The 18,258-nt window shown below is 56.7% G+C and carries 17 protein-coding genes and 1 tRNA gene; 3 read left to right on the forward strand and 15 right to left on the reverse strand.

Annotation, left to right across the window (positions count from 1 at the left end):
* Positions 1-12: 12 nt before the first annotated feature.
* From LOC70_RS02800 to LOC70_RS02850, 11 genes are all read right to left on the reverse strand, one after another.
* On the reverse strand, positions 13-885 hold the full coding sequence (locus LOC70_RS02800) for a DUF6268 family outer membrane beta-barrel protein (protein WP_230251699.1): 873 nt from the start codon (positions 883-885) through the stop codon (positions 13-15).
* 171 nt (positions 886-1,056) lie between these two features.
* A tRNA-Leu gene (locus LOC70_RS02805) sits at positions 1,057-1,138 on the reverse strand.
* 111 nt (positions 1,139-1,249) lie between these two features.
* Positions 1,250-1,795, reverse strand: coding sequence for a 50S ribosomal protein L9 (gene rplI, locus LOC70_RS02810; protein ID WP_230251700.1), 546 nt, complete (start codon positions 1,793-1,795; stop codon positions 1,250-1,252).
* An 86-nt stretch (positions 1,796-1,881) separates the two neighbouring features.
* Positions 1,882-2,379, reverse strand: coding sequence for a single-stranded DNA-binding protein (gene ssb / locus LOC70_RS02815; RefSeq protein WP_230251701.1), 498 nt, complete (start codon positions 2,377-2,379; stop codon positions 1,882-1,884).
* A 31-nt stretch (positions 2,380-2,410) separates the two neighbouring features.
* A complete protein-coding gene (rpsF, locus tag LOC70_RS02820) occupies positions 2,411-2,830 on the reverse strand; it encodes a 30S ribosomal protein S6 (protein WP_230251702.1) in 420 nt (139 codons plus the stop codon).
* A 41-nt stretch (positions 2,831-2,871) separates the two neighbouring features.
* On the reverse strand, positions 2,872-3,444 hold the full coding sequence (gene pth / locus LOC70_RS02825; RefSeq protein ID WP_230251703.1) for an aminoacyl-tRNA hydrolase: 573 nt from the start codon (positions 3,442-3,444) through the stop codon (positions 2,872-2,874).
* Positions 3,441-4,058 (reverse strand): 50S ribosomal protein L25, encoded by a 618-nt coding sequence (locus LOC70_RS02830; RefSeq protein ID WP_230251704.1) that lies wholly within the window; start codon positions 4,056-4,058, stop codon positions 3,441-3,443. The genes pth and LOC70_RS02830 overlap by 4 nt, the downstream gene beginning before the upstream one ends.
* A gap of 198 nt (positions 4,059-4,256) precedes the next feature.
* Positions 4,257-5,246: a pyruvate kinase gene (locus tag LOC70_RS02835; protein ID WP_230251705.1), complete on the reverse strand. Its 990-nt coding sequence runs from the start codon at positions 5,244-5,246 to the stop codon at positions 4,257-4,259.
* Positions 5,247-5,262: 16 nt separating this feature from the next.
* A complete protein-coding gene (gene clpX / locus LOC70_RS02840) occupies positions 5,263-6,546 on the reverse strand; it encodes an ATP-dependent Clp protease ATP-binding subunit ClpX (protein WP_230251706.1) in 1,284 nt (427 codons plus the stop codon).
* 436 nt (positions 6,547-6,982) lie between these two features.
* Positions 6,983-7,339 (reverse strand): hypothetical protein, encoded by a 357-nt coding sequence (locus tag LOC70_RS02845; RefSeq protein ID WP_230251707.1) that lies wholly within the window; start codon positions 7,337-7,339, stop codon positions 6,983-6,985.
* Between the two features lie 240 nt (positions 7,340-7,579).
* Positions 7,580-8,545, reverse strand: coding sequence for a sugar phosphate isomerase/epimerase family protein (locus tag LOC70_RS02850; RefSeq protein WP_230251708.1), 966 nt, complete (start codon positions 8,543-8,545; stop codon positions 7,580-7,582).
* Between the two features lie 222 nt (positions 8,546-8,767).
* On the opposite strand from LOC70_RS02850, the gene LOC70_RS02855 reads away from it, so the two are divergent.
* On the forward strand, positions 8,768-10,300 hold the full coding sequence (locus LOC70_RS02855) for an MFS transporter (RefSeq protein ID WP_230251709.1): 1,533 nt from the start codon (positions 8,768-8,770) through the stop codon (positions 10,298-10,300).
* A 14-nt stretch (positions 10,301-10,314) separates the two neighbouring features.
* Here LOC70_RS02855 and LOC70_RS02860 read toward each other — a convergent pair whose 3' ends face one another.
* On the reverse strand, positions 10,315-11,832 hold the full coding sequence (locus LOC70_RS02860; RefSeq protein WP_230251710.1) for a methyltransferase regulatory domain-containing protein: 1,518 nt from the start codon (positions 11,830-11,832) through the stop codon (positions 10,315-10,317).
* 136 nt (positions 11,833-11,968) lie between these two features.
* Between LOC70_RS02860 and LOC70_RS02865 the strand changes: the two genes are divergently transcribed.
* The gene (locus LOC70_RS02865) at positions 11,969-13,255 is read left to right on the forward strand and encodes a NupC/NupG family nucleoside CNT transporter (protein WP_230251711.1); all 1,287 of its coding nucleotides are present in this window, start codon (positions 11,969-11,971) and stop codon (positions 13,253-13,255) included.
* A 121-nt stretch (positions 13,256-13,376) separates the two neighbouring features.
* Positions 13,377-14,324: a ThuA domain-containing protein gene (locus LOC70_RS02870; protein WP_230251712.1), complete on the forward strand. Its 948-nt coding sequence runs from the start codon at positions 13,377-13,379 to the stop codon at positions 14,322-14,324.
* Between the two features lie 72 nt (positions 14,325-14,396).
* Here LOC70_RS02870 and LOC70_RS02875 read toward each other — a convergent pair whose 3' ends face one another.
* From LOC70_RS02875 to surE, 3 genes are all read right to left on the reverse strand, one after another.
* On the reverse strand, positions 14,397-14,858 hold the full coding sequence (locus LOC70_RS02875) for a DinB family protein (protein ID WP_230251713.1): 462 nt from the start codon (positions 14,856-14,858) through the stop codon (positions 14,397-14,399).
* A 211-nt stretch (positions 14,859-15,069) separates the two neighbouring features.
* The gene (locus LOC70_RS02880) at positions 15,070-17,316 is read right to left on the reverse strand and encodes a dockerin type I domain-containing protein (RefSeq protein WP_230251714.1); all 2,247 of its coding nucleotides are present in this window, start codon (positions 17,314-17,316) and stop codon (positions 15,070-15,072) included.
* Between the two features lie 137 nt (positions 17,317-17,453).
* Entirely contained in the window at positions 17,454-18,215 is a 762-nt protein-coding gene (surE, locus tag LOC70_RS02885; protein ID WP_230251715.1) for a 5'/3'-nucleotidase SurE, read from the reverse strand.
* Positions 18,216-18,258: the final 43 nt, after the last annotated feature.

Genomic DNA, 18,258 nt, shown 5'->3' on the forward strand with positions numbered 1-18,258 from the left:
AATCGATGGCACTCAGAACTTCCAACTGGCCTCGAGAAACACGGCATCGTGGAGATCGTACTCTACGGCTTCCCGCTCGTACTCGAGCGAACGATTGAATACGTAGCCGACCTCCATGCCCCAACCTCGATTGCCGGTCACGAGAGTTTCATAGCCGCCAAACACTCGCAATCCATTGACGGTCAACTCGTCTTTCTGACCATCTCGCGCGCCGCCTTCTCGTGTGACCGCCCAGGTGTTGCCGCCGATCGAACCACCGACAAACGCCCAACCCTCGGCCTGTCCTGGTTGCACCCACAAACGTCGGTTGATCTGCGGACGTGGCATCATCAGATCCACCTTCCATTGCGGAGATGGTGTCCAAGTCAGTCCGAACGCCGGCAAAACGCCGAGGTCGCTGCGATCGAAATAGACCGCCCCGAGAGCCAGACTCAGATCGTCGCGACATTGCCAATTGACCAGTCCCAGCCCGAACAGCCGAAACGCGTTTTTGCTGGTCGTGAAATCGCTGCGAACCGCCGGAGTCGCAATCACGATGCTGGAGACTCGCTCGTTCCACCGCTTGCGATGGAAAAGACTGACACCGGTGCTGTAGAGCATTTCCGGCACATCCGTTCCTGTCGGGCCGTCGAAGTGTTCCGCTCGGAAGAAGGGACGAACGCCGAGCAAATGATCAAGACTGCCAAGCGGGATTCCCGTACTCAGCCGGAGTTCCCAAAAGGTCTCCTCCAATCCTCCCCGCTGTCCGGGCCCCAGCGAGCCATCACTTCCGTCGGTTAGAAAGCCACCCAACAGTTCACCACCTTGGAAGAACCCTCGACGAAAATTTTCCAACTCAATTTCGGGTGGCGGCCCGACCAATCGCGGATCAGGTTCGGCCAGCAAAACAGACGGTTCCGAAAGAAGCGTCTGACCGTGGATGGTTGCTGGAAAACACCAGAAACCCACGCAGATAGCAACGAGTCTTCGCGAAAGAAGCAGGCTCCTGAAACGCCAAGCGGCGTCAGGCCGATGTCGCGTGTCCTCATCCATGAGGTTTCACTCGTCCAAATGAAATAGGGCTGACAGGAATCGAACCTGCACTCCCGAAGGAACTAGATCCTAAATCTAGCGCGTCTGCCAGTTCCGCCACAGCCCCGTGGCGACCAGACCGGATGTCTGGTCGGAATGTTGAGAGCACCGGCGACGAACATTGACAGTGAAGTCAAACATCGTTGCAGGGTGCAACTCCAATTATTTCGCGTCGAACTCAGCTGGCGCCTGGTTCGCCACCTTCTGCAGCGACGGTTGGCACAACCCAGACTTTCAGGCTGGCATCGACTTCGCTGTGCAGGTGAACTTTGACCGTGTACAGACCCAGCTCTTTCAAAGGACCTTCCAAGCGGATTTGGTCTTGAGCCAGGGTGATGCCGTTGGCTTTGAGAGCGTCGACGATTTCGTGAGGCCCAACGCTGCCGTACAGGTGACCTTCGTCGTTGGCGTTGGCTTCGATTGTGATCGACTGCTTGGCCAACTCGTCGGCTTGCTCGCGGTAGCTTTTCAGCTTTTCCAATTCGATCGCACGCAACTTCTCACGGTGCTTCTCGACCATTCGTTTGTGGTGGTCGGTGGCGATCGTCGCCAAGCCTTGCGGCAACAGGTAGTTCAACGCATAGCCGGGTTTGACTTCGACCAAGTCGCCTTGGCGGCCGAGGTGCTCAACGTTGTGGATCAACAGCAGTTCGATGCCGCCGTTCTTTCCTTTTGGAAGACGTTTGAAGTGGCTATTCGCACGCCGGGTCGCTGATTTTGACATGGTACTGGTCGAAGGAAAAAGGATTTTGATTCAGGATCGGAGACGCAGCGTCACACACTGCGATGCATCACAACGTTTGCTGGCTGTTAGAACGGAATGTCCGGTTCGTCGTAGCCGGGTCCGTCTCCGGTCGGTTGAGAATCGTTGGGGGAAGGAGTATTGGAATTGACGTAGTTAGATCGTTGCGATTCCACCTGGGAACCACCGCCCGAACTGGAGCGGGCGGGTGCGGGTCGTCCGCCACCGGAGTCGTTTCCTCGACCACCGATCATTTGCATCCGTTCACCGATCACTTTGACCTTGGAACGTTTCTGGCCGTCTTTTTCCCATGTGTCCTGTTTCAGGCGGCCTTCGACAAAGATTGGCGAACCCTTGGAAAGGTATTCTCCGGCAACTTCCGCGGTGCGTCCAAACAGCGTGATGTCAAAGAACGAAACGTCTTCGACCCATTGGCCATCGGAGGCTTTGCGTTTTTCGTTGACCGCGATTGCGAATTCGGCGACGGCCATGCCACTGGGCAAGTAACGCAGATCAATGTCGCGGGTCAAATTGCCCATCAACATCACGCGGTTGTAACTTGCCATGACTTAGCCCTCCGGAATTGCGAACGTGCGATCAGGCGTCGGCGGTTTCGGCAACCGCTTCTTCGCCCTCGGCTGGTGCGTCTTCGCCACCTTCCGCGCCGGAAGGACCAGCGAAGTGTTCGCCGCGAGCGTTGGCCAAGATGGGTTCCACCAATCGTGGATCCAATTTAATGGTCAATTCACGAATCACGGGTTCAGCCAACGCGAAGGCACGAGCCAACTTTTGCAGGTTGGGACCTTCCATGCTGAAGTAGATCAGGTAGTAGGTGCCTTTTTGGTGCTTGTCGATGGGATAAGCGAGTTTCTGCTCCATCCACATCCGGCTGACCTGCACTTCACCGCCATTCTCGGCGATCAACTCTTCGAGTTGTTTGGCAACGCCACCGGGATCGCGGGCGTAATGGTTGCTATCGAGGATGAACAGCGTTTCGTAAGTGTTGACTTTTGCCACGGGACAGATCGCGGGAGGTGCGGGAATGGGAAAAAAAGTGACTAAGCGCCTTTGGCGGCGTTGAAACGGTTCATGGCCTCGGTCACTCCGTCGGCCACCCAACTGGCGGTGGCGTCACAAGAGCGAACAATGGCATGTTCCATTTCTTGTTGTTCAGTTTTGTCAAACTTTCCCAAAACATAATCGGACACTTGCCACTTTGCCGGCGGTCGTCCAATTCCAATCTTCAGTCTCGCCCATTGATCGCTGCCCAGGTGGCGAATGATGTCCACCAGGCCTTTTTGACCTCCCGCGGATCCGGATCGTCGCAATCGAACGCGACCGGTATCGAGGTTCAGGTCATCACAAATGACGAGGATGTCTTCCAGGGAAAGTTTGTAAAATTCAATTGCCTTGCGGACACTTTGCCCACTGGCGTTCATGTAAGTGTGCGGGCAAAGCACCAAGACCTTTTCGTTCTCAATGCGACACTCGCTGATTTCTCCCTCAAATTTGGTCGTCGGGGGAGAGCCGACATACCGACGCACCAAGGCGTCGGCGACCATGAATCCTATGTTGTGGCGGGTTTGATCGTACTTGCGACCAGGGTTCCCCAAGCCAACGACCAGCTTCACTCTTCTGCTTCGCCCGAGCCTTTGCTGATCACTTCTGGTTCCGCCAAAGCGTCGCCAGCTTCTGCGATCTCTTCATCGCGTTTGGCTTCCACGTGAGCGATGACCATGTCGCCATCGGTCACCAACTCAACGCCTTCTGGCAAAGTCAGGTCGCTGGCGGTTTTGTGTTGTCCAACACCCAGATCGTTCACGTCCAAGACCAAGCTGTCAGGAATGGAGCCGGCCGAGCAACGGATTTCGACTTCGTGCGCGTTTTCCAGCAACAGTCCGCCTTCGCGAACGCCGACGGCTTCACCGTGCAATTCGACGGGCACAGCCAATTCAACCTTTTCCTTCAGGTTGACGCGAATCAGGTCCATGTGCAGGACTTCGATGCCCAATGGATCCCACTGCATGTCGCTGACGAGAGCGGTCTCATCCACGTCGCCTGACAATTGGACGGTTTTGCTGTGGTGACGAAGCAGCCCTTTGACCTGAACTTCAGGAATCGCCAAGTGCTGATTTTCTTCGCCGTGACCGTACAGGACTGCGGGGACATGACCGTCGCGACGCAATCGGCGAGTGGCGGCCGTGCCGGTGGATTCACGTTTCGTGACTTGAATGACGTCCGTCATAACGGGACCGACCTGGACAAATAAAAGTGGGTGTGGATGGGGAAAACCGCCTCAAAATCGTGTTCGCTGCCATCATCGTCGACTCGATCTCACCGCTTCTGACAGCGGGCAGCGACCGACGGGGCGCGGGATTCCTGGCGGAGCAATTTTTCGAAGCACGGCAGTATGCCGATTTCCGGTCTGCCTGCAAGGCCAAAACTACCTGTTTTGCGTCTCCGATCCAGTCGCATCCGCGATCGCTTCGTTGAGAACTTGAAGCATCCGGGACATCGACTCCTCGTCAAAGGCTCGATACCCCAAGTGCGTCTTCAGCTCCGACGACCAAGGAATTTGGACTGGCCCGGGCATCCGCTGCAAGGCAAATGCTCGGTCTTTCGGGATCATCAGGATCGAAATCTCGTTTCCGTCCACATGGATTGCCCGATCTTCGACCGTATCCGCAGGAATTAGATGAATCGGCATCGCGGTCTCCACACTCCAGTGTTCCGACCGCGCCGGCGTCGTTTCTTCGTTCAGCAACCAAACCGCGGTGGCGGTCCGCCCGGTGTCCGGGTGCGTCCAAACCAGATGTCGCATCCGCCGGTCAACATGCTTGCCACCGATGGACACCAAGGCGATCACGTCAAAGATGACCAGATTGGTGGTTTTCAAGATCACCATCGGCGGGTCGAGCATGGCCTCGTTCTTGGCCAACACGCGACTGGCGACCATCCCCAAATCCGCCCCCAGCGATTCCGCTTTCGCGGACGTGACAATCGTCGGTCGGTCACCGATCTGATAGGCCAAGCCCAATCCGACCTCGCGCAATCGGTGCTTGCCATTCTCCGGCTGAACGGTGGCCATGATGGTCAGCTTGAACAAACTGCTGTTGTCGCGAACCAGATCCGTGACCGCGTCAACATCCCCGTGGGTCAGCTTGGGTGTTCCCAGAAACAACAGTTGGTTGAACCGGTCACGAGGGAGTGACTTGGCAACCAAACCCGGTGGCAAACGGACCACACCGGAGTCGACTCCCCATGCCGCTTTGGCGATCGGTTGTTGAGCCGCCAGCTGCTGAGCCGCCAATCGTGCAGGCGATGCGAGTCCACCACCGCCGAGCAGCTCCGCGCAAACGACAATCGCCAAACCAACCAGAAACTGGCGGGTTTGGCGACGCGTGAAAGTTACCAACGGAGATGTCCGTTTCATCAGCGATTCATCGAGCTCAGGCGCTCTTGGTCGTGGGCATCTGGAAGAGATCTTGCTTTCCCGTGACGATGGCTTCGTCGATCGTGTAGACCTTGCCGTCTTCTTGTTCGGGCAAGTCGTACATGATGTCAAGCATCACGTCTTCCATGATGCCACGCAAGCCACGAGCACCGACGCCTTTGTCGATCGCCTTCTGAGCAATCGCGTGCAACGCTTCTTCGGTGAACTCCAACTCGCAATTTTCCATCGCGAACAGAGCTTGGTACTGTTTGACCAACGAATTCTTTGGCTCGGTCAGCACTTGGATCAACCCGTCCAAGTCCAACGGTTGCAGGTAACTGATGACCGGCATCCGCCCGACCAACTCGGGGATCAAACCGAATTTCAGGATGTCTTCGGTTTGGACCTGGGCAACCAATTCGCCGGCTGATTGCTCGTTGCGAACATTGGCACCTTCGCCGAAGCCCAGCGTGCGATGCCCCAGACGGCGACGAATGATCTCTTCGATTCCAACGAACGTTCCGCCGCAGATGAACAGAATGTTGCTGGTGTCGAGCTGGATGTATTGCTGCTCGGGGTGTTTGCGTCCGCCCTGAGGTGGCACGTTGGCCACGGTGCCTTCCAACATCTTCAGCAAACTCTGCTGAACACCTTCACCAGAAACGTCGCGGGTGATCGAGACGTTGCTGTTGGTGCTGCCGATCTTGTCCACTTCGTCGATGTACAGGATGCCACGTTGTGCGGCCTCCACATCGAAGTCCGCAGCGTGCAACAACTTCAACAGCAGGTTTTCGACGTCTTCACCGACGTACCCGGCTTCGGTCAGCGTGGTCGCGTCGCCGATCGCGAAAGGCACGTTCAACATGCGGGCCAGCGAACGTGCGAGCAAGGTCTTTCCGCTACCAGTGGGACCAGCGAGCAGGATGTTGCTCTTTTCAATTTCGACTTCGCCGTTGCTGCCGTCGGCACCATTGCTGAGTCGTTTGTAGTGATTGTGAACCGCGACAGCCAACACGCGTTTGGCGGCGGTTTGACCGATCACATAATTGTCCAAGTGTTCGACGATCGTCCGCGGTGACGGGATGTCATTGAACAAAGACTTGGACGGGCCACGTCGACGTTGTTCCTGATCCAAGATGGATTGGCACAAGTCAATGCACTCGGCGCAGATATAAACGTCACCAGGTCCCTCAACGAGAGGCCCGACGTCACGATAACTCTTACGACAGAAGCTGCAAAAAGCATTCTTCTTCGTCGCTGCGCCGCCGCGGCGAGAGTTCGAAGTTTCCTTGGTGGGCATACACGACTCCTTACTATTATGAGTCCAAGCTGACGGGCGCGAGCTTTTGTTGCCGGTGGATGACGATCATTGAGGTTTTCGCGGACCGTCCAGAGCCGGCACCAAACTTGGTGCCCACGCTGTATTGTACGCGATTCCTCGCATCCACCGAACATTCAAAGCGCGTTCTCGCAGAAGAACTCGACACATCGAACGGATCGGCCACGACTCGAATGCTTTTCAGCTCAGTGCGACCTGGAGCGAATCCAGGCCGACCCGTGCCGAAGGAACATCCTTGTCCTCGAAGCTCGAGCCATTCGTGGTTTGGTAATGGGTTTCATCGGGGTGTCGATGATCGGTATGCCCATGAATTGGGAGGGCAAACCATCGACGGCGTTGGTTAGCAACGGGATCGGTCGATTTCGACTCCTCACCGTTGTCTCGGCGCCTTGTTGGTTCAGGTTCGCGATTCGTTCTCACTCTTCTCGTCAGAACGAGGAGAGAGGGAAGAACCGTGACCGGAATCAGCCTGGGAGGCAGAAGGAACCGGGAGATGAGTCGTCGAAGCGGAAGTTGACCGCGTCGCTGCTTGTATTGTTCGGAATTCCTCCTCGCTAATGTCACCTTTGCGACGCATTTCTTCCAGGTTTGCTAGCAGTTCTGGAGCCTCGAGCTGGTCGTCAGTGGTGTAGTCGCGCAACCTTGCCAACACCCAAAATGCGAGTGCAATCAAGATGGCTAGAACCACTAGAGCAATGCCAGCCTGCACGGCCGGCTTTGCAATCACATCTGTCACAACCGAGACTTCGTTCATGATGGCTAACTGGGAAGTTCGACGCCGCAGACAATCTCGCGAAGGAGGTCTTGCCGCTGCACCTTGATCATAGGAGTGTCCCGGTGGGCCGGTCCACTTTCAAAACTCTGAAAAAACAACGCTTTTGGGTTTCATGACAGGATGTTTCACTCGCCGGGACGAACCGCCTTCCATCGTCGCGGCCGCCTGTGACGTCCTGGCATTCGCGTCTGGCATCCACCTCCCGCCTTCACATTTGATTCAACCGCTCTCGTCGCCGTCTTTCTGCTGGCACGCCCGCTGCCACCAATGACACTGCATCAAATGCTGCATTCCTAGACGCGGAATCTGCAGCCCTTGTTCGCAATGCCCCTCGACCCGAACCACCGCGGGCCCCTCAAAACCGATTTTCCCCAGGGTCTCGGTCACCCGTCGCACACTCAGTTCGCCTTTTCCGATCGGCGTGTCGTCCCGACCAATGGTGGACGGTGGCAAATCACGAGGTGGCTGGCCCGGCCAACGATGATCGCACAGATAGACAATTTTCAGTCGCTCGGCGTTTCGCTGCAGACGGGGTCCCAGCGGCATTTCACCCGCCGACACCATCTCGCCCAAATCGGCGGCCAATCCGAGCTCCACCGACTCAGGCAACCACTGGCAGATGCGTTCAAACTCCGCCACGCTGGCGACAGCATGCCCCGACGCGGGACGCAGAGCGATCACGACGCCGCGTCGCCGAGCGTACTCGCCAATCTGCTCAATCCGAGACGCCACATGTTCGAGATCGGATTCGCTCGGTCCCAGCGAGAATTCTTCGCGGGAGTGAACGCCGGACCCAAACGTCACCATCGTGCCGGGTTTCTGTTCGGCCAATCGGATCCAACCTTGGATCCAATCCAACGTTTTCTGAACACGTTCTTCATCGGAATCCGCCAAACACGGCATCGACGCTGATTCGTCGTCCAACAGAAAAGACGATTCGGTATCGATGACCAACTGACAACGATGCAGCCGAGCTTCTTGCAGCAATCGTTCCCAAGACGATTCATCCGCTTCGAAACGCGAACCGTTGCCCAATGCACCGGGTGAAGATGAAATGCTTGCCAACATTCCCTGTCGGGGGCGCACGGCCACGCAGCGATATCCCATCGACGCCAGCGGCTCCACCAACGCGATCGGATCGTGCAGCAACAAGCCGCTGGTGTGATACCCCGGCGTCATCGGCATGATGGTAACCTTGCGGCTCGAATCATCTCTCGCTTTCGTTGGCTCTGGATGGGATTCATCTGGAAGTGAACGGACAAACCTCGAAGAATGGGCAAACCACCCGCGGTCCAACGGGCACTTGGTCCTTGTCAGGTGGCAACATCGACGCTGCTCATCTTACGAACGGTCCCACCCCCACGCCGGGTCCTTGCTCAACTCGCTTCCCACTGTAGCCGAATCTCCATGCCAGATTCCTCCTCCGCCACCGCTGAACCCTCCACCTCCAGCGGGCCAATTGATTCGCTCAGCCATCCATCGTTCGTTGGATTCATCGCGACACAGTTCTTTGGCGCGTTCAACGACAATCTTTTCAAGCAACTGCTGCTGCTGTTGGCCATCCCAACCGCCGCGGTCGCGACCATGTCCGAAAACGGCTCCCTCGATTCAGCACCGGACCCAGCAACCAATCAAGCAGTGGTCGCGCCAGTCGACAGCGAACCCGAGACGGATCCAACCAACGCCCCATCGACTGAATCAAGCGCCAGTGATACCGCCAACGACAACGCCAACAGTGAAACCGCCAAACCGTCCGGCGGAGGCGACTTGCAGGGCATCGCGACGGTGGTGTTTGGTTTGCCGTTTGTTCTCTTTGGCGGCTTGGCCGGATACTTGGCCGATCGATACAGCAAACGCACGATCATCGTGACCAGCAAGGTTGCCGAGATCGTGGTCATGGGATTGGGTCTGCTCGCATTCCTAGCAACGCCCATGATCGGATTCGCGGGATTGTGGATCGTGCTGTTTCTGATGGGACTTCAAAGCACGTTCTTTGGACCCGGCAAGTACGGCATCATGCCAGAGATGCTTTCGGGCAACCAACTGAACCGAGGCAACGGGTTGGTGCTGATGACGACGTTCATCGCGATCATCATCGGCACGGCGGTGGCGGGACCACTCAAAGATTCGATCATCCCGGAGGGTGTTCCACAGTTGGAAGCCGCGTCGGGTTTGTGGATTGGATCGTTGGTTTGCGTCGGCATCGCCGTGGTGGGAACGATCACCAGCCTGCTGATCATCCGATTGCCGGCCGCGGATCCACAATTGAAATTGAAGGCCGAATACTTGGCCGTCCCGAAACCAATGCGAACGTTGCTGAAAACGGATACACCGTTGCTGATCGCTTTGCTCGCATCCTGTGTGTTCTGGTTGATCGCCGGACTGACCATCCAAGCCGTCAATTCGCTCGGCAAAACGCAGTTGTTGGTCTCCGACACCAAGACCAGTTTGATGGTGTCGTTGATCAGCGTCGGGATTGCCGCCGGTGGTGCCGCGGCGGGTGTGCTGAGCAAACGATTGACCGACCGAGTCGTGATTCAAATTGGGATGTGGGGCGTCGTTGCCTTCTGTGCCCTGATGGCGATCTCGCTGCCCGGCGGTCGCCACCTGCTGGGTTTTGGAGGCTCCATTCCCGTGTTGATGTTGCTCGGTGCTTCCGCAGCCTTCTTCGCAATTCCCATTCAGGTTTTTCTGCAAGCTCGTCCGCCCGAGGCACTCAAAGGACGAATGATCGCGGTCATGAACCAAGCCAACTTTTTCGCGATCGTGATGTCAGGCGTGCTCTATCAAGTCCTGAACACCATCCTGACAAAGGCGGATTTGCCACGCAGCACCGTGTTCGGCGCGATGGCGGTTCTGTTCCTGCCCGTTGCGATTTTCTATCGGCCTTCACTGGAACGCACGTCGGTGGAAACGTTGCCCGTCGCACCGATCGACTGAGCCGACTAGCAGATCTAAGCAATGAGTAGAGCCATGCCGGCCAATCGCTGCAGGTTGGCTTGCATTTTGATGCTCACCAGCGGACGCAGACGTTCCTCGCCCGTGACGACTTGATCGCCTTCGACCAAACCGCCGTTGGACATCGCGTACTGAGTCATCTGCTCGATCAACCCGGCGTGGTCAGTCTTGCCGTCGCAGCAACGGACGAGGTGCGCCGTCACATCGTCCAGCCGAATGGGTTGATGCCATAGGTTGGTCACGGTCTCGCCCGTCCGTGCTTGCTCTCGGGCCAGTTCCGCGACATGGGGGTGAGTCGACACGGTGCAACACGGTTGAACGCTGGAGGCACTGACCGTGACCAGACCAACGCAAACCAATTCGAACAGATCCGCCTTCAAATCTTCCATGGCCTCGGGTGTGTCGGAGTCCGGCGATGTTGATTTGACTTCGCGACACAACTCCTCGAAAGAAATCGTGCGAGGATAGAGTTCGATCAATCGCTGCATCGCGATTTGTGTGACGGGGTAGCCAACCGATCCGCTCAATCCATTGCTGCCCGTTAGCTGCCCATCCTGCATCGTCGACGTGGAAGCCAAATGCATGGTCTCGATTTCGGATGATTGCAACGTTTCACTCAATGTCACGGATTCATGACACACCAACGTCTGCCGAAAAGTGCGGCGTCGAAAGTAATCGAGGGTTTGAGCACGTCGCGTCTTCGGCAAAGACGCGAGCGCACGAGCAACATCCGGTCGCACGTACTCGTAAGTTGTGTCGCCCCATTCCGCCTCGGCAATGTACTGCAACAAGTGCGACGATGCCTCCGCGGCAAACTGGTGGAAGTACCGCGGTTCGTTGGTGTCTTCGAACTGCTCGTGAAAAACGTAGGCTTGGTTGGCTTGTTCCAATGCTTTCAGTTCTTCTTCCAGACTCAAACGGTAAGCGGACCCTTGGGGCACGTTTTGCATGACGGAACTCAACAGAGCTTTGCCATGACGCAACCGAGTCAACGGATCATCGATGCCTTCCGCGTGATAGCGCATGATGTCCCGTGCCATCTCGCGTTGGTGCCATCCGGGATACGTGTTGTAGCTGATCAATGCCACGCCACGCTCCGACAGTCGCATCTGACAGATCGCCAAAATGGATTGCCGGACCGCATCGGGCACCCAGGAATACACTCCGTGCGCGATGATGTAGTCAAAGCGTTCATCATCGGCTTGGGGTTCGACAGCCCAATCCTCGATGTTGCCATGCTTCAATTGAATGTTGTTCAGACCCAACTTGGCGATGACCGCATTGCCTGTTTTGATGTGACCGGCCGCCAAGTCCACACCTTCGAACTGGCTGTTCGGAAGCAAACTCGCCAGCGAGATCAAGTTGCCGCCTGGACCGCAGGCAAGTTCCAACACGCGACAAGACTCCGGCGGCACCGCGTCCAAGCCATTCAAACGAGCGATCGCCGCCATGTTTCCCGGATGGGTGACCGGGTGAATGAAATCGGGATAGGGGACTTCGTCGTAGTTGCTCATCAACTTGGTCGGGTCAGAGATGGTGTGCGGTTTCGACTCGCGAGATGCTCAAATTGTCGTCGGCTTCCGTGTCTTCGGCCGGTCAATGATATGATCGGCGACACACTTTCGCACGATCCATGGTTTTCACGCTCGGGTGCCTCAGTTGAACGAATTGTTTCCACGTTTGATATGCGGACTGGGGATCGTCGTGTTTGTGGCACTGGCGTGGTGCATCAGCTCCGATCGCAAAAACTTTCCTTGGCGGATTGTGATCGGCGGCCTGCTGCTGCAGTTCACCTTGGCTTTGCTGGTCTTGCGAACTCGACCGGGACGGACGGCTTTTAAATGGATCGGTGATGGCTTTCAAACGATGATGGGAACGGTGGACTCCGGATCCGGCTTCCTCTTTTCCACCGGTCCGTCATCGACGCTGCAGGATTCCTTGCTGGGAACGTTTGCGTTTGGTGTTCTGCCGACGGTCATCTTCTTTTCCGCTCTGATGAGCATTCTGTATCACCTTGGCGTGATGCAGCGAATTGTGTGGGTGATGGCTTGGGTGATGAAGTTCTCACTAAAAACGAGCGGCCCTGAAACGTTGGCGGCTGCCGCGAATGTCTTTGTTGGTCACACCGAGGCTCCTCTCGTCGTGCGTCCTTACCTTTCCAAGATGAGTCGCAGCGAACTTTGCGCGATGATGACGGGAGGCTTCGCGACGGTGACCGGCGGTTTGTTGGGTGCGTACGCAAAAATGGGCGTCGACATCAGTCACTTGCTCACGGCGTCCATCATCAGCGCTCCCGCGGCACTTTTGATTGCGAAAGTCATGGTGCCGGCAACGGATCCAACGGACGCAGATGACGCGGCGGACGATTCCATGCAGTTGAACATCCAGAGAACCAGCGTCAATGTGATCGGCGCCGCGGTGGAAGGTGCCAGCGAGGGTCTCAAACTGGCGCTCAACGTGGGTGCGATGCTGATTGCTTTTCTATCGTTGATCGCACTCATTGATTTGCTGCTGGGTGGCATCTGTCACGCGTTTGGTTGGCAATCCACCGATGGCGATCCAATTTTGAGCCTGGGCGTGATCTTGGGCTACGCCTGTTGGCCGCTGGCTTGGTTGTTGGGAATTCCGGCATCGGAATGCTTCGCAGCCGGGGAGCTGATCGGTTTGAAAACCGTGGCCAACGAATTCATCGCCTACCAACAACTTGGGCAAATTGCCGCGGCGGAAGACTCACCGATCAACCCCCGCACGGCGACCGTGCTGACCTACGCCCTAGCCGGATTCAGCAACTTTGCCGCGATTGGAATCCAGGTCGGAGGCATTGGTGGCTTGGTTCCCGAGCGCAAATCCGATTTGGCGTCGCTCGGTCTGCGGGCGATGTTCGGTGGCCTGTTGGCGTGCTGCATGACGGGCGCCGTCGCGGGAATGATGCTCTGATCCGGCGGCATTTTTTTGTCGCTTGAGTTATACTTTGGATTCCTACCTGCACCCTCTGCATCCGCGTCGGGAACTGTGATTCTCGAGCGCGTCGCAATCAGATTTCCCACCCGCATTCTAAGTGAACACCTTGAAATTCCTCCGTTTGCAATTGGTCACCGCACTCGCACTTTTGGCCTCCTTGTTGGTGCCGAACATCAGCACAGCGGAGTCTCAAAAATTGGTATTGGTTGCCGGCAAGCCTTCACACCCGCCTCGCATGCATGAATTCAATGCGGGCGTCCAACTCCTCGCGAAATCACTGCAGGATGTCGAGGACTTGGACGTGGAAGTCGTGCTCAACGGCTGGCCGACCGATGAATCCGTCTTTGAAGATGCCGACGCGGTTGTTTTCTACATGGACGGCGGTGGCCGCCACGAAATCGTTCAAGAGGAGGGTCGTCGTCTGAAGATAATTGACCAGTGGGCCAAACAAGGCGTCGGGCTCGGGTTCATGCACTACGGCGTGGAAGTCGTCGCGGACCAAGCTGGCGAAGAAATGATGCGTTGGATCGGCGGTCATTACGAGAACGCTTTTTCCTGCAATCCAATCTGGGAACCCTCGTTCACCGTTTTCCCCGACCATCCGGTAACGCAAGGCGTGAAGCCGTTCCAAATCAACGACGAGTGGTATTTCAACATGCGTTTTTTGTCAGGATCGGCCGGTAACGAAGCCGAGACGGTGGACGGCATGAAGTTCCAACCGATCCTGCTCGCGAAACCATCGGATGATGTTCGCGATGGTCCCTACGTTTACCCTCGCGGACCCTACGATCACATCCAAGCATCCAAGGGCCGTGCGGAAGCGATGATGTGGGTGGTGGAACGAACCGACGGGGGCCGCGGCTTTGGTTTCACCGGTGGTCACTTCCACGACAACTGGGGAAATGACGACTATCGCAAAGTGGTGCTCAACACTCTCGTTTGGACAGCCAAAGGTGATGTCCCTTCGAATGGCATCGAGTCCACCGTGACCCAAGACGAATTGGACCTGAATTTGGATCCCAAGAAGCCACGTAAAAAGAAGTGAACACGTCCCGCATCGAATGCCTCACCGGAGCAGTCTCAGGCTGCTCCGTTTTTTTTGTGGAACGGCAGTCGTTCAGAACAAGACAGGTTTGCCACACGACCGCCGCACGGGAACCACCTGCCCAGCGTGCATCATCGGGTGGGTTCCAATCAGGATGAACATGTCGCCGATGGTCGGACAAAACGCACGCATGTGTTCGGGTGATGGGTCGTCCAAGGTGGAGTCGTCCATTTCGGTTAAGGCCGCCAGCGTATTGGCCCGAACCTTGGTCATCAGGTCAAAGTATTCTTCGCGGGTGTTGAACTTCGACGCATCGTCGCAGCCCGCGTTGTCTTTGTGGTGAGCTTCCTCGAACCCTTCGGGTAACTCAGTCTTTTTATCCGGGAACATCCCGCTGACCATCATGACTTCGGAGACGATCAAGTGCCCGATCTGCCACGCCAAGTGATTGCAGTCAGGATTTGGCCGCAGCATCAGCTCTTTGTCGTCCAAATCACCGAGGTACCCTCGGAACACCATGTCGCTGAAATTCATCGCCGACCGAATCGCGTCTTTTGCTTGCACGACAGAACCTTGTCATAGAATCGAGTGAATCCCGCGAGCGTGATGGGAGATCCATCCTGAAACGCAAACGGGGCTAGGCACGAGTCTACCGAATTGGATGCAACCAAAACATTGTGACCGCGGACATCGTGCCCACGATCCGCAAATCTAACCGTGTCGCGGATAGGCCCCAACTTCACGTTCACGCGAAACAGCTTGCGCCCACTTCGACCCACACCTGATCCACCAACACCGCATCGAGAGCGTTCGATGAAGTTTCATCATCCTCTCCATGAAGTTCCGAATCATGATCGTGATCCGGATCGTCATGGTGATGATCCTCGTGGTCGTGATCACCATGGTCGTGGTCATGCAGGAACACCGAGATGATGGGATCCACGTGCCCACTCAACGAATTCTCGGAGGATGTTTCATCTCCGTGGTCTTCTTCGTGTGCATGATCATCGTCATGTTCGTGGACGTGATCGTGTTCGTGAACGTGGACATCGCCTTCGTGTTCTTCGGCAGATGTGAGTTCCAGCGCCGCGGCGGAAACTGCGTTCACCGAGTCACTTTCTGAACTCGCGGCGGGTGGTCCTGATAACGTGTTGATCACGCGAAGAGCGTCCAGCGACGACACCGTTCCGTCACCGGTCACATCGTAGTAGTTGCCATTGCCAACGATACCCTCGCCAACATTCACTGCGTTCTGACCAAACTCGTTCAGAAGATTGATGACGCGAAGGGCATCCAGCGCCGAAACCATTCCGTCACCCGTCACGTCAGCGGGTTGGAGCAAGTTCAACGCCACCGGGTTATTGATCGCTTGGTACCCAGCACTGGAGCTGACCTGATATTGCTCGGCCGTGGATCGAGCGTCAAAGCGAAGGACATAGTCACGGTTTGCCGCCAACGAAACCGTCAACTCGCCCGAACCGTCGTACTGTCCGATCGGTTGCAAGTTCTCATCGAGAACAAAGAACGCTTCCGATGGCGGATTGCCACCAACCTTCGTCACTTGGAACGTCGTGTTGGCGGATGCTCGAAATAGAAAGGCGAGCGGCTGACCATTGCCGGGAACGGTGATGGATGTGCCGCTGAACTCCGGGTTGCTCAGTTGAGTTTCGGAGACCGGAGCACCATCGTTGTCCAAAATGTGAACCGTTGTGGCGACGGAGTCACCCAGTTTTGCATCGGTCGAATCCCGCAACGTCACCGTCACGGATTCCAGCGACTCGTTCGTCGCATCGTCTACGATGTTCACGGTCACCGTCGCATTGCGTTGACCGGGCGAAAAATTGAAAGCCGACGGCGACAACGTGTAATCCGAATTCGCCGACGCGTTTCCCGTCACGGTGAATGGAACGGAAATGCTTTGGGTGCGAGTGGCAGACAAAGAAGCCGTCAGGGTCACTTCGCCAGCCGACTCCGGCACGGTTTGCTCACCGGATGTCAGTTGCACCGTCGGTCGGTCATCCGCGGCCACTTCCCAGCCAGTGTCATCCAACGCCGCGAAATCCAGGTCGCTCAAAAAGCCATCAAAGTACTGAGTCATGGTGGTCGGCACGACGTCACGGACTGAATCCGCGAAGTGGCTCGAACCGTTCATGGGAACGTTGGCCGAGCCGGGATAAACCGCGTTGGTTTGTGGTCCCGTGAATCGCGAACCCGATAGGTAACGAGTGAAAGACGGAGCGGTTCCAAAACCCAACACGTGCGCGAATTCGTGAGACACCAGTGCACGGAAGTTCGTTTGACCGAGATCCTCCGACCCAATCGATCCGAAGTACCAATCCACACCGGTTCGGGTGTCGATGGTGATCGCACCGACCACGGGTGCGAAGTCGGTGGGGTTCGATCCCGCCGCGCCCGTTTCCCCACGAGTGGTCAAATTCTGAATGAACGCGTTCGCTTGATTGACGCAGGCCTGATCGGGGCAGTTGTATCCCACTCCGAAGGAGTTGTACCCACCCAGGCCTCGCGTCAGCCCGGTCAGGTTGTTTCCGCGAACGTAAACCACAATCTCGTTCGCTGCGGCGCGAAACGATTGCGGCAACGCACTGAGTGCCCCTGTCCGCGGATCCAACACCGCGGGTTGCCACTGAATCTCGGAACGACTGGGTGGGTTGATCGCCGACAACGTGTCGTTGAAACGCGCGACGACTTCGTCCACCGCCTCCTGCATCGCGGCTCTCGCCTGCGGATAACGAGAGGTGAAGAAGTTGCTCTGGTCGAGAGAAAAATCCAAACGGACTTTGAGGACACTTTCGCCCTCGGCCGCCTGATCCGAACCTTCCGCCGAAGCGAAAACGGCCGAGCTGGTGACCGCATCGGCTGGATGACTCTCCAACCAATCGTCCGGCAGTGACGGTCCCATCGCGAAATCACCCGCCAGCAGTCGACGGGTTTCCAAATTTTCAACGCGAAGGCGTCGGGAAGAGTTCTTCATTCATCCGGCTCGACAAGAATTGCTGCGGTTGGAATCCCTCATTCCCAGCTCGCACAAACATTTTACGAGTGAGCAAACTCGATTCGAGCGGCTTCAACTCAATTGAGTGGAACCACGGAGTGAAACTTCGCAGCGAACTAAGGGCGCAAGTTCCATTCCTTCATCTCTGATAAAAGCCCTTCACGCGTCAAGTTGAAATGCAGCGGCGTCAGCGTCACATGCCCCTGACGCAACTGGGTCACGTCCGTCATTTCCTCGGGCGGCTTGGCAGGCTCGGTCCACAACGCCCAATAGTAATCACGTCCACCGGGATCTTGTCGTTTCTCATAACGACGTCCGTACTGGGCCAACCCCATGGGGACCACCTTTACCTCGCTGGCGGATTCAGTTGCCGCCGTCGGCACGTTCAGATTGAACAAACCACCGCGACTTTCCTCATGCCGAACGATCTCGCCGATCACATTGCGAGCGATCACCGCCGCGGCATCGAAATCATTGTCGTCCGAATTTTCAAGCGACACAGCGACGCTGGTGACACCAAAGAAAGCCCCCTCGATCGCGGCCGCCACCGTGCCGGAATACAGCACATTGATTCCGGCATTCAAGCCGTTGTTGATTCCGCTGACGACCAAATCAATGGGCTCATCGACAAACAACTCCGCCAAAGACAGCTTCACACAATCCGCCGGCGAACCTTCCACGGCCCAAGCCCAATGCACACCGTCGCGGTGAATGGATTTCGGCACCAAGGGCGTCAGGTACGTGATCGAGTGCCCCACGCCACTTTGCTCCGTCGCCGGAGCCACCGTGATCACTTCGCCCAAATGCCGAAGCTGCTGACGTAGCGCAGCCAACCCCGGAGCGTGCACACCATCATCGTTTGTTAACAAGATTCGCATCAGAAGTGATTGTCCATCAAAGAGTGCGGCTCATACCGATCCG

The organism is Rhodopirellula halodulae (assembly GCF_020966775.1).
In the GTDB taxonomy this organism is placed as follows: domain Bacteria; phylum Planctomycetota; class Planctomycetia; order Pirellulales; family Pirellulaceae; genus Rhodopirellula; species Rhodopirellula halodulae.

Bases quoted from the DNA above. Each gene is read 5' to 3' on its own strand.
- LOC70_RS02855 (WP_230251709.1), top strand. From the start codon at position 8,768: ATGCCAGATTCCTCCTCCGCCACCGCTGAACCCTCCACCTCCAGCGGG.
- surE (WP_230251715.1), bottom strand. From the start codon at position 18,215: ATGCGAATCTTGTTAACAAACGATGATGGTGTGCACGCTCCGGGGTTG.
- LOC70_RS02835 (WP_230251705.1), bottom strand. From the start codon at position 5,246: ATGAAACGGACATCTCCGTTGGTAACTTTCACGCGTCGCCAAACCCGC.
- LOC70_RS02860 (WP_230251710.1), bottom strand. From the start codon at position 11,832: ATGAGCAACTACGACGAAGTCCCCTATCCCGATTTCATTCACCCGGTC.
- rplI (WP_230251700.1), bottom strand. From the start codon at position 1,795: ATGTCAAAATCAGCGACCCGGCGTGCGAATAGCCACTTCAAACGTCTT.
- LOC70_RS02830 (WP_230251704.1), bottom strand. From the start codon at position 4,058: ATGACGGACGTCATTCAAGTCACGAAACGTGAATCCACCGGCACGGCC.
- ssb (WP_230251701.1), bottom strand. From the start codon at position 2,379: ATGGCAAGTTACAACCGCGTGATGTTGATGGGCAATTTGACCCGCGAC.
- LOC70_RS02850 (WP_230251708.1), bottom strand. From the start codon at position 8,545: ATGCCGATGACGCCGGGGTATCACACCAGCGGCTTGTTGCTGCACGAT.
- clpX (WP_230251706.1), bottom strand. From the start codon at position 6,546: ATGCCCACCAAGGAAACTTCGAACTCTCGCCGCGGCGGCGCAGCGACG.
- LOC70_RS02880 (WP_230251714.1), bottom strand. From the start codon at position 17,316: ATGAAGAACTCTTCCCGACGCCTTCGCGTTGAAAATTTGGAAACCCGT.
- LOC70_RS02875 (WP_230251713.1), bottom strand. From the start codon at position 14,858: ATGAATTTCAGCGACATGGTGTTCCGAGGGTACCTCGGTGATTTGGAC.
- LOC70_RS02845 (WP_230251707.1), bottom strand. From the start codon at position 7,339: ATGAACGAAGTCTCGGTTGTGACAGATGTGATTGCAAAGCCGGCCGTG.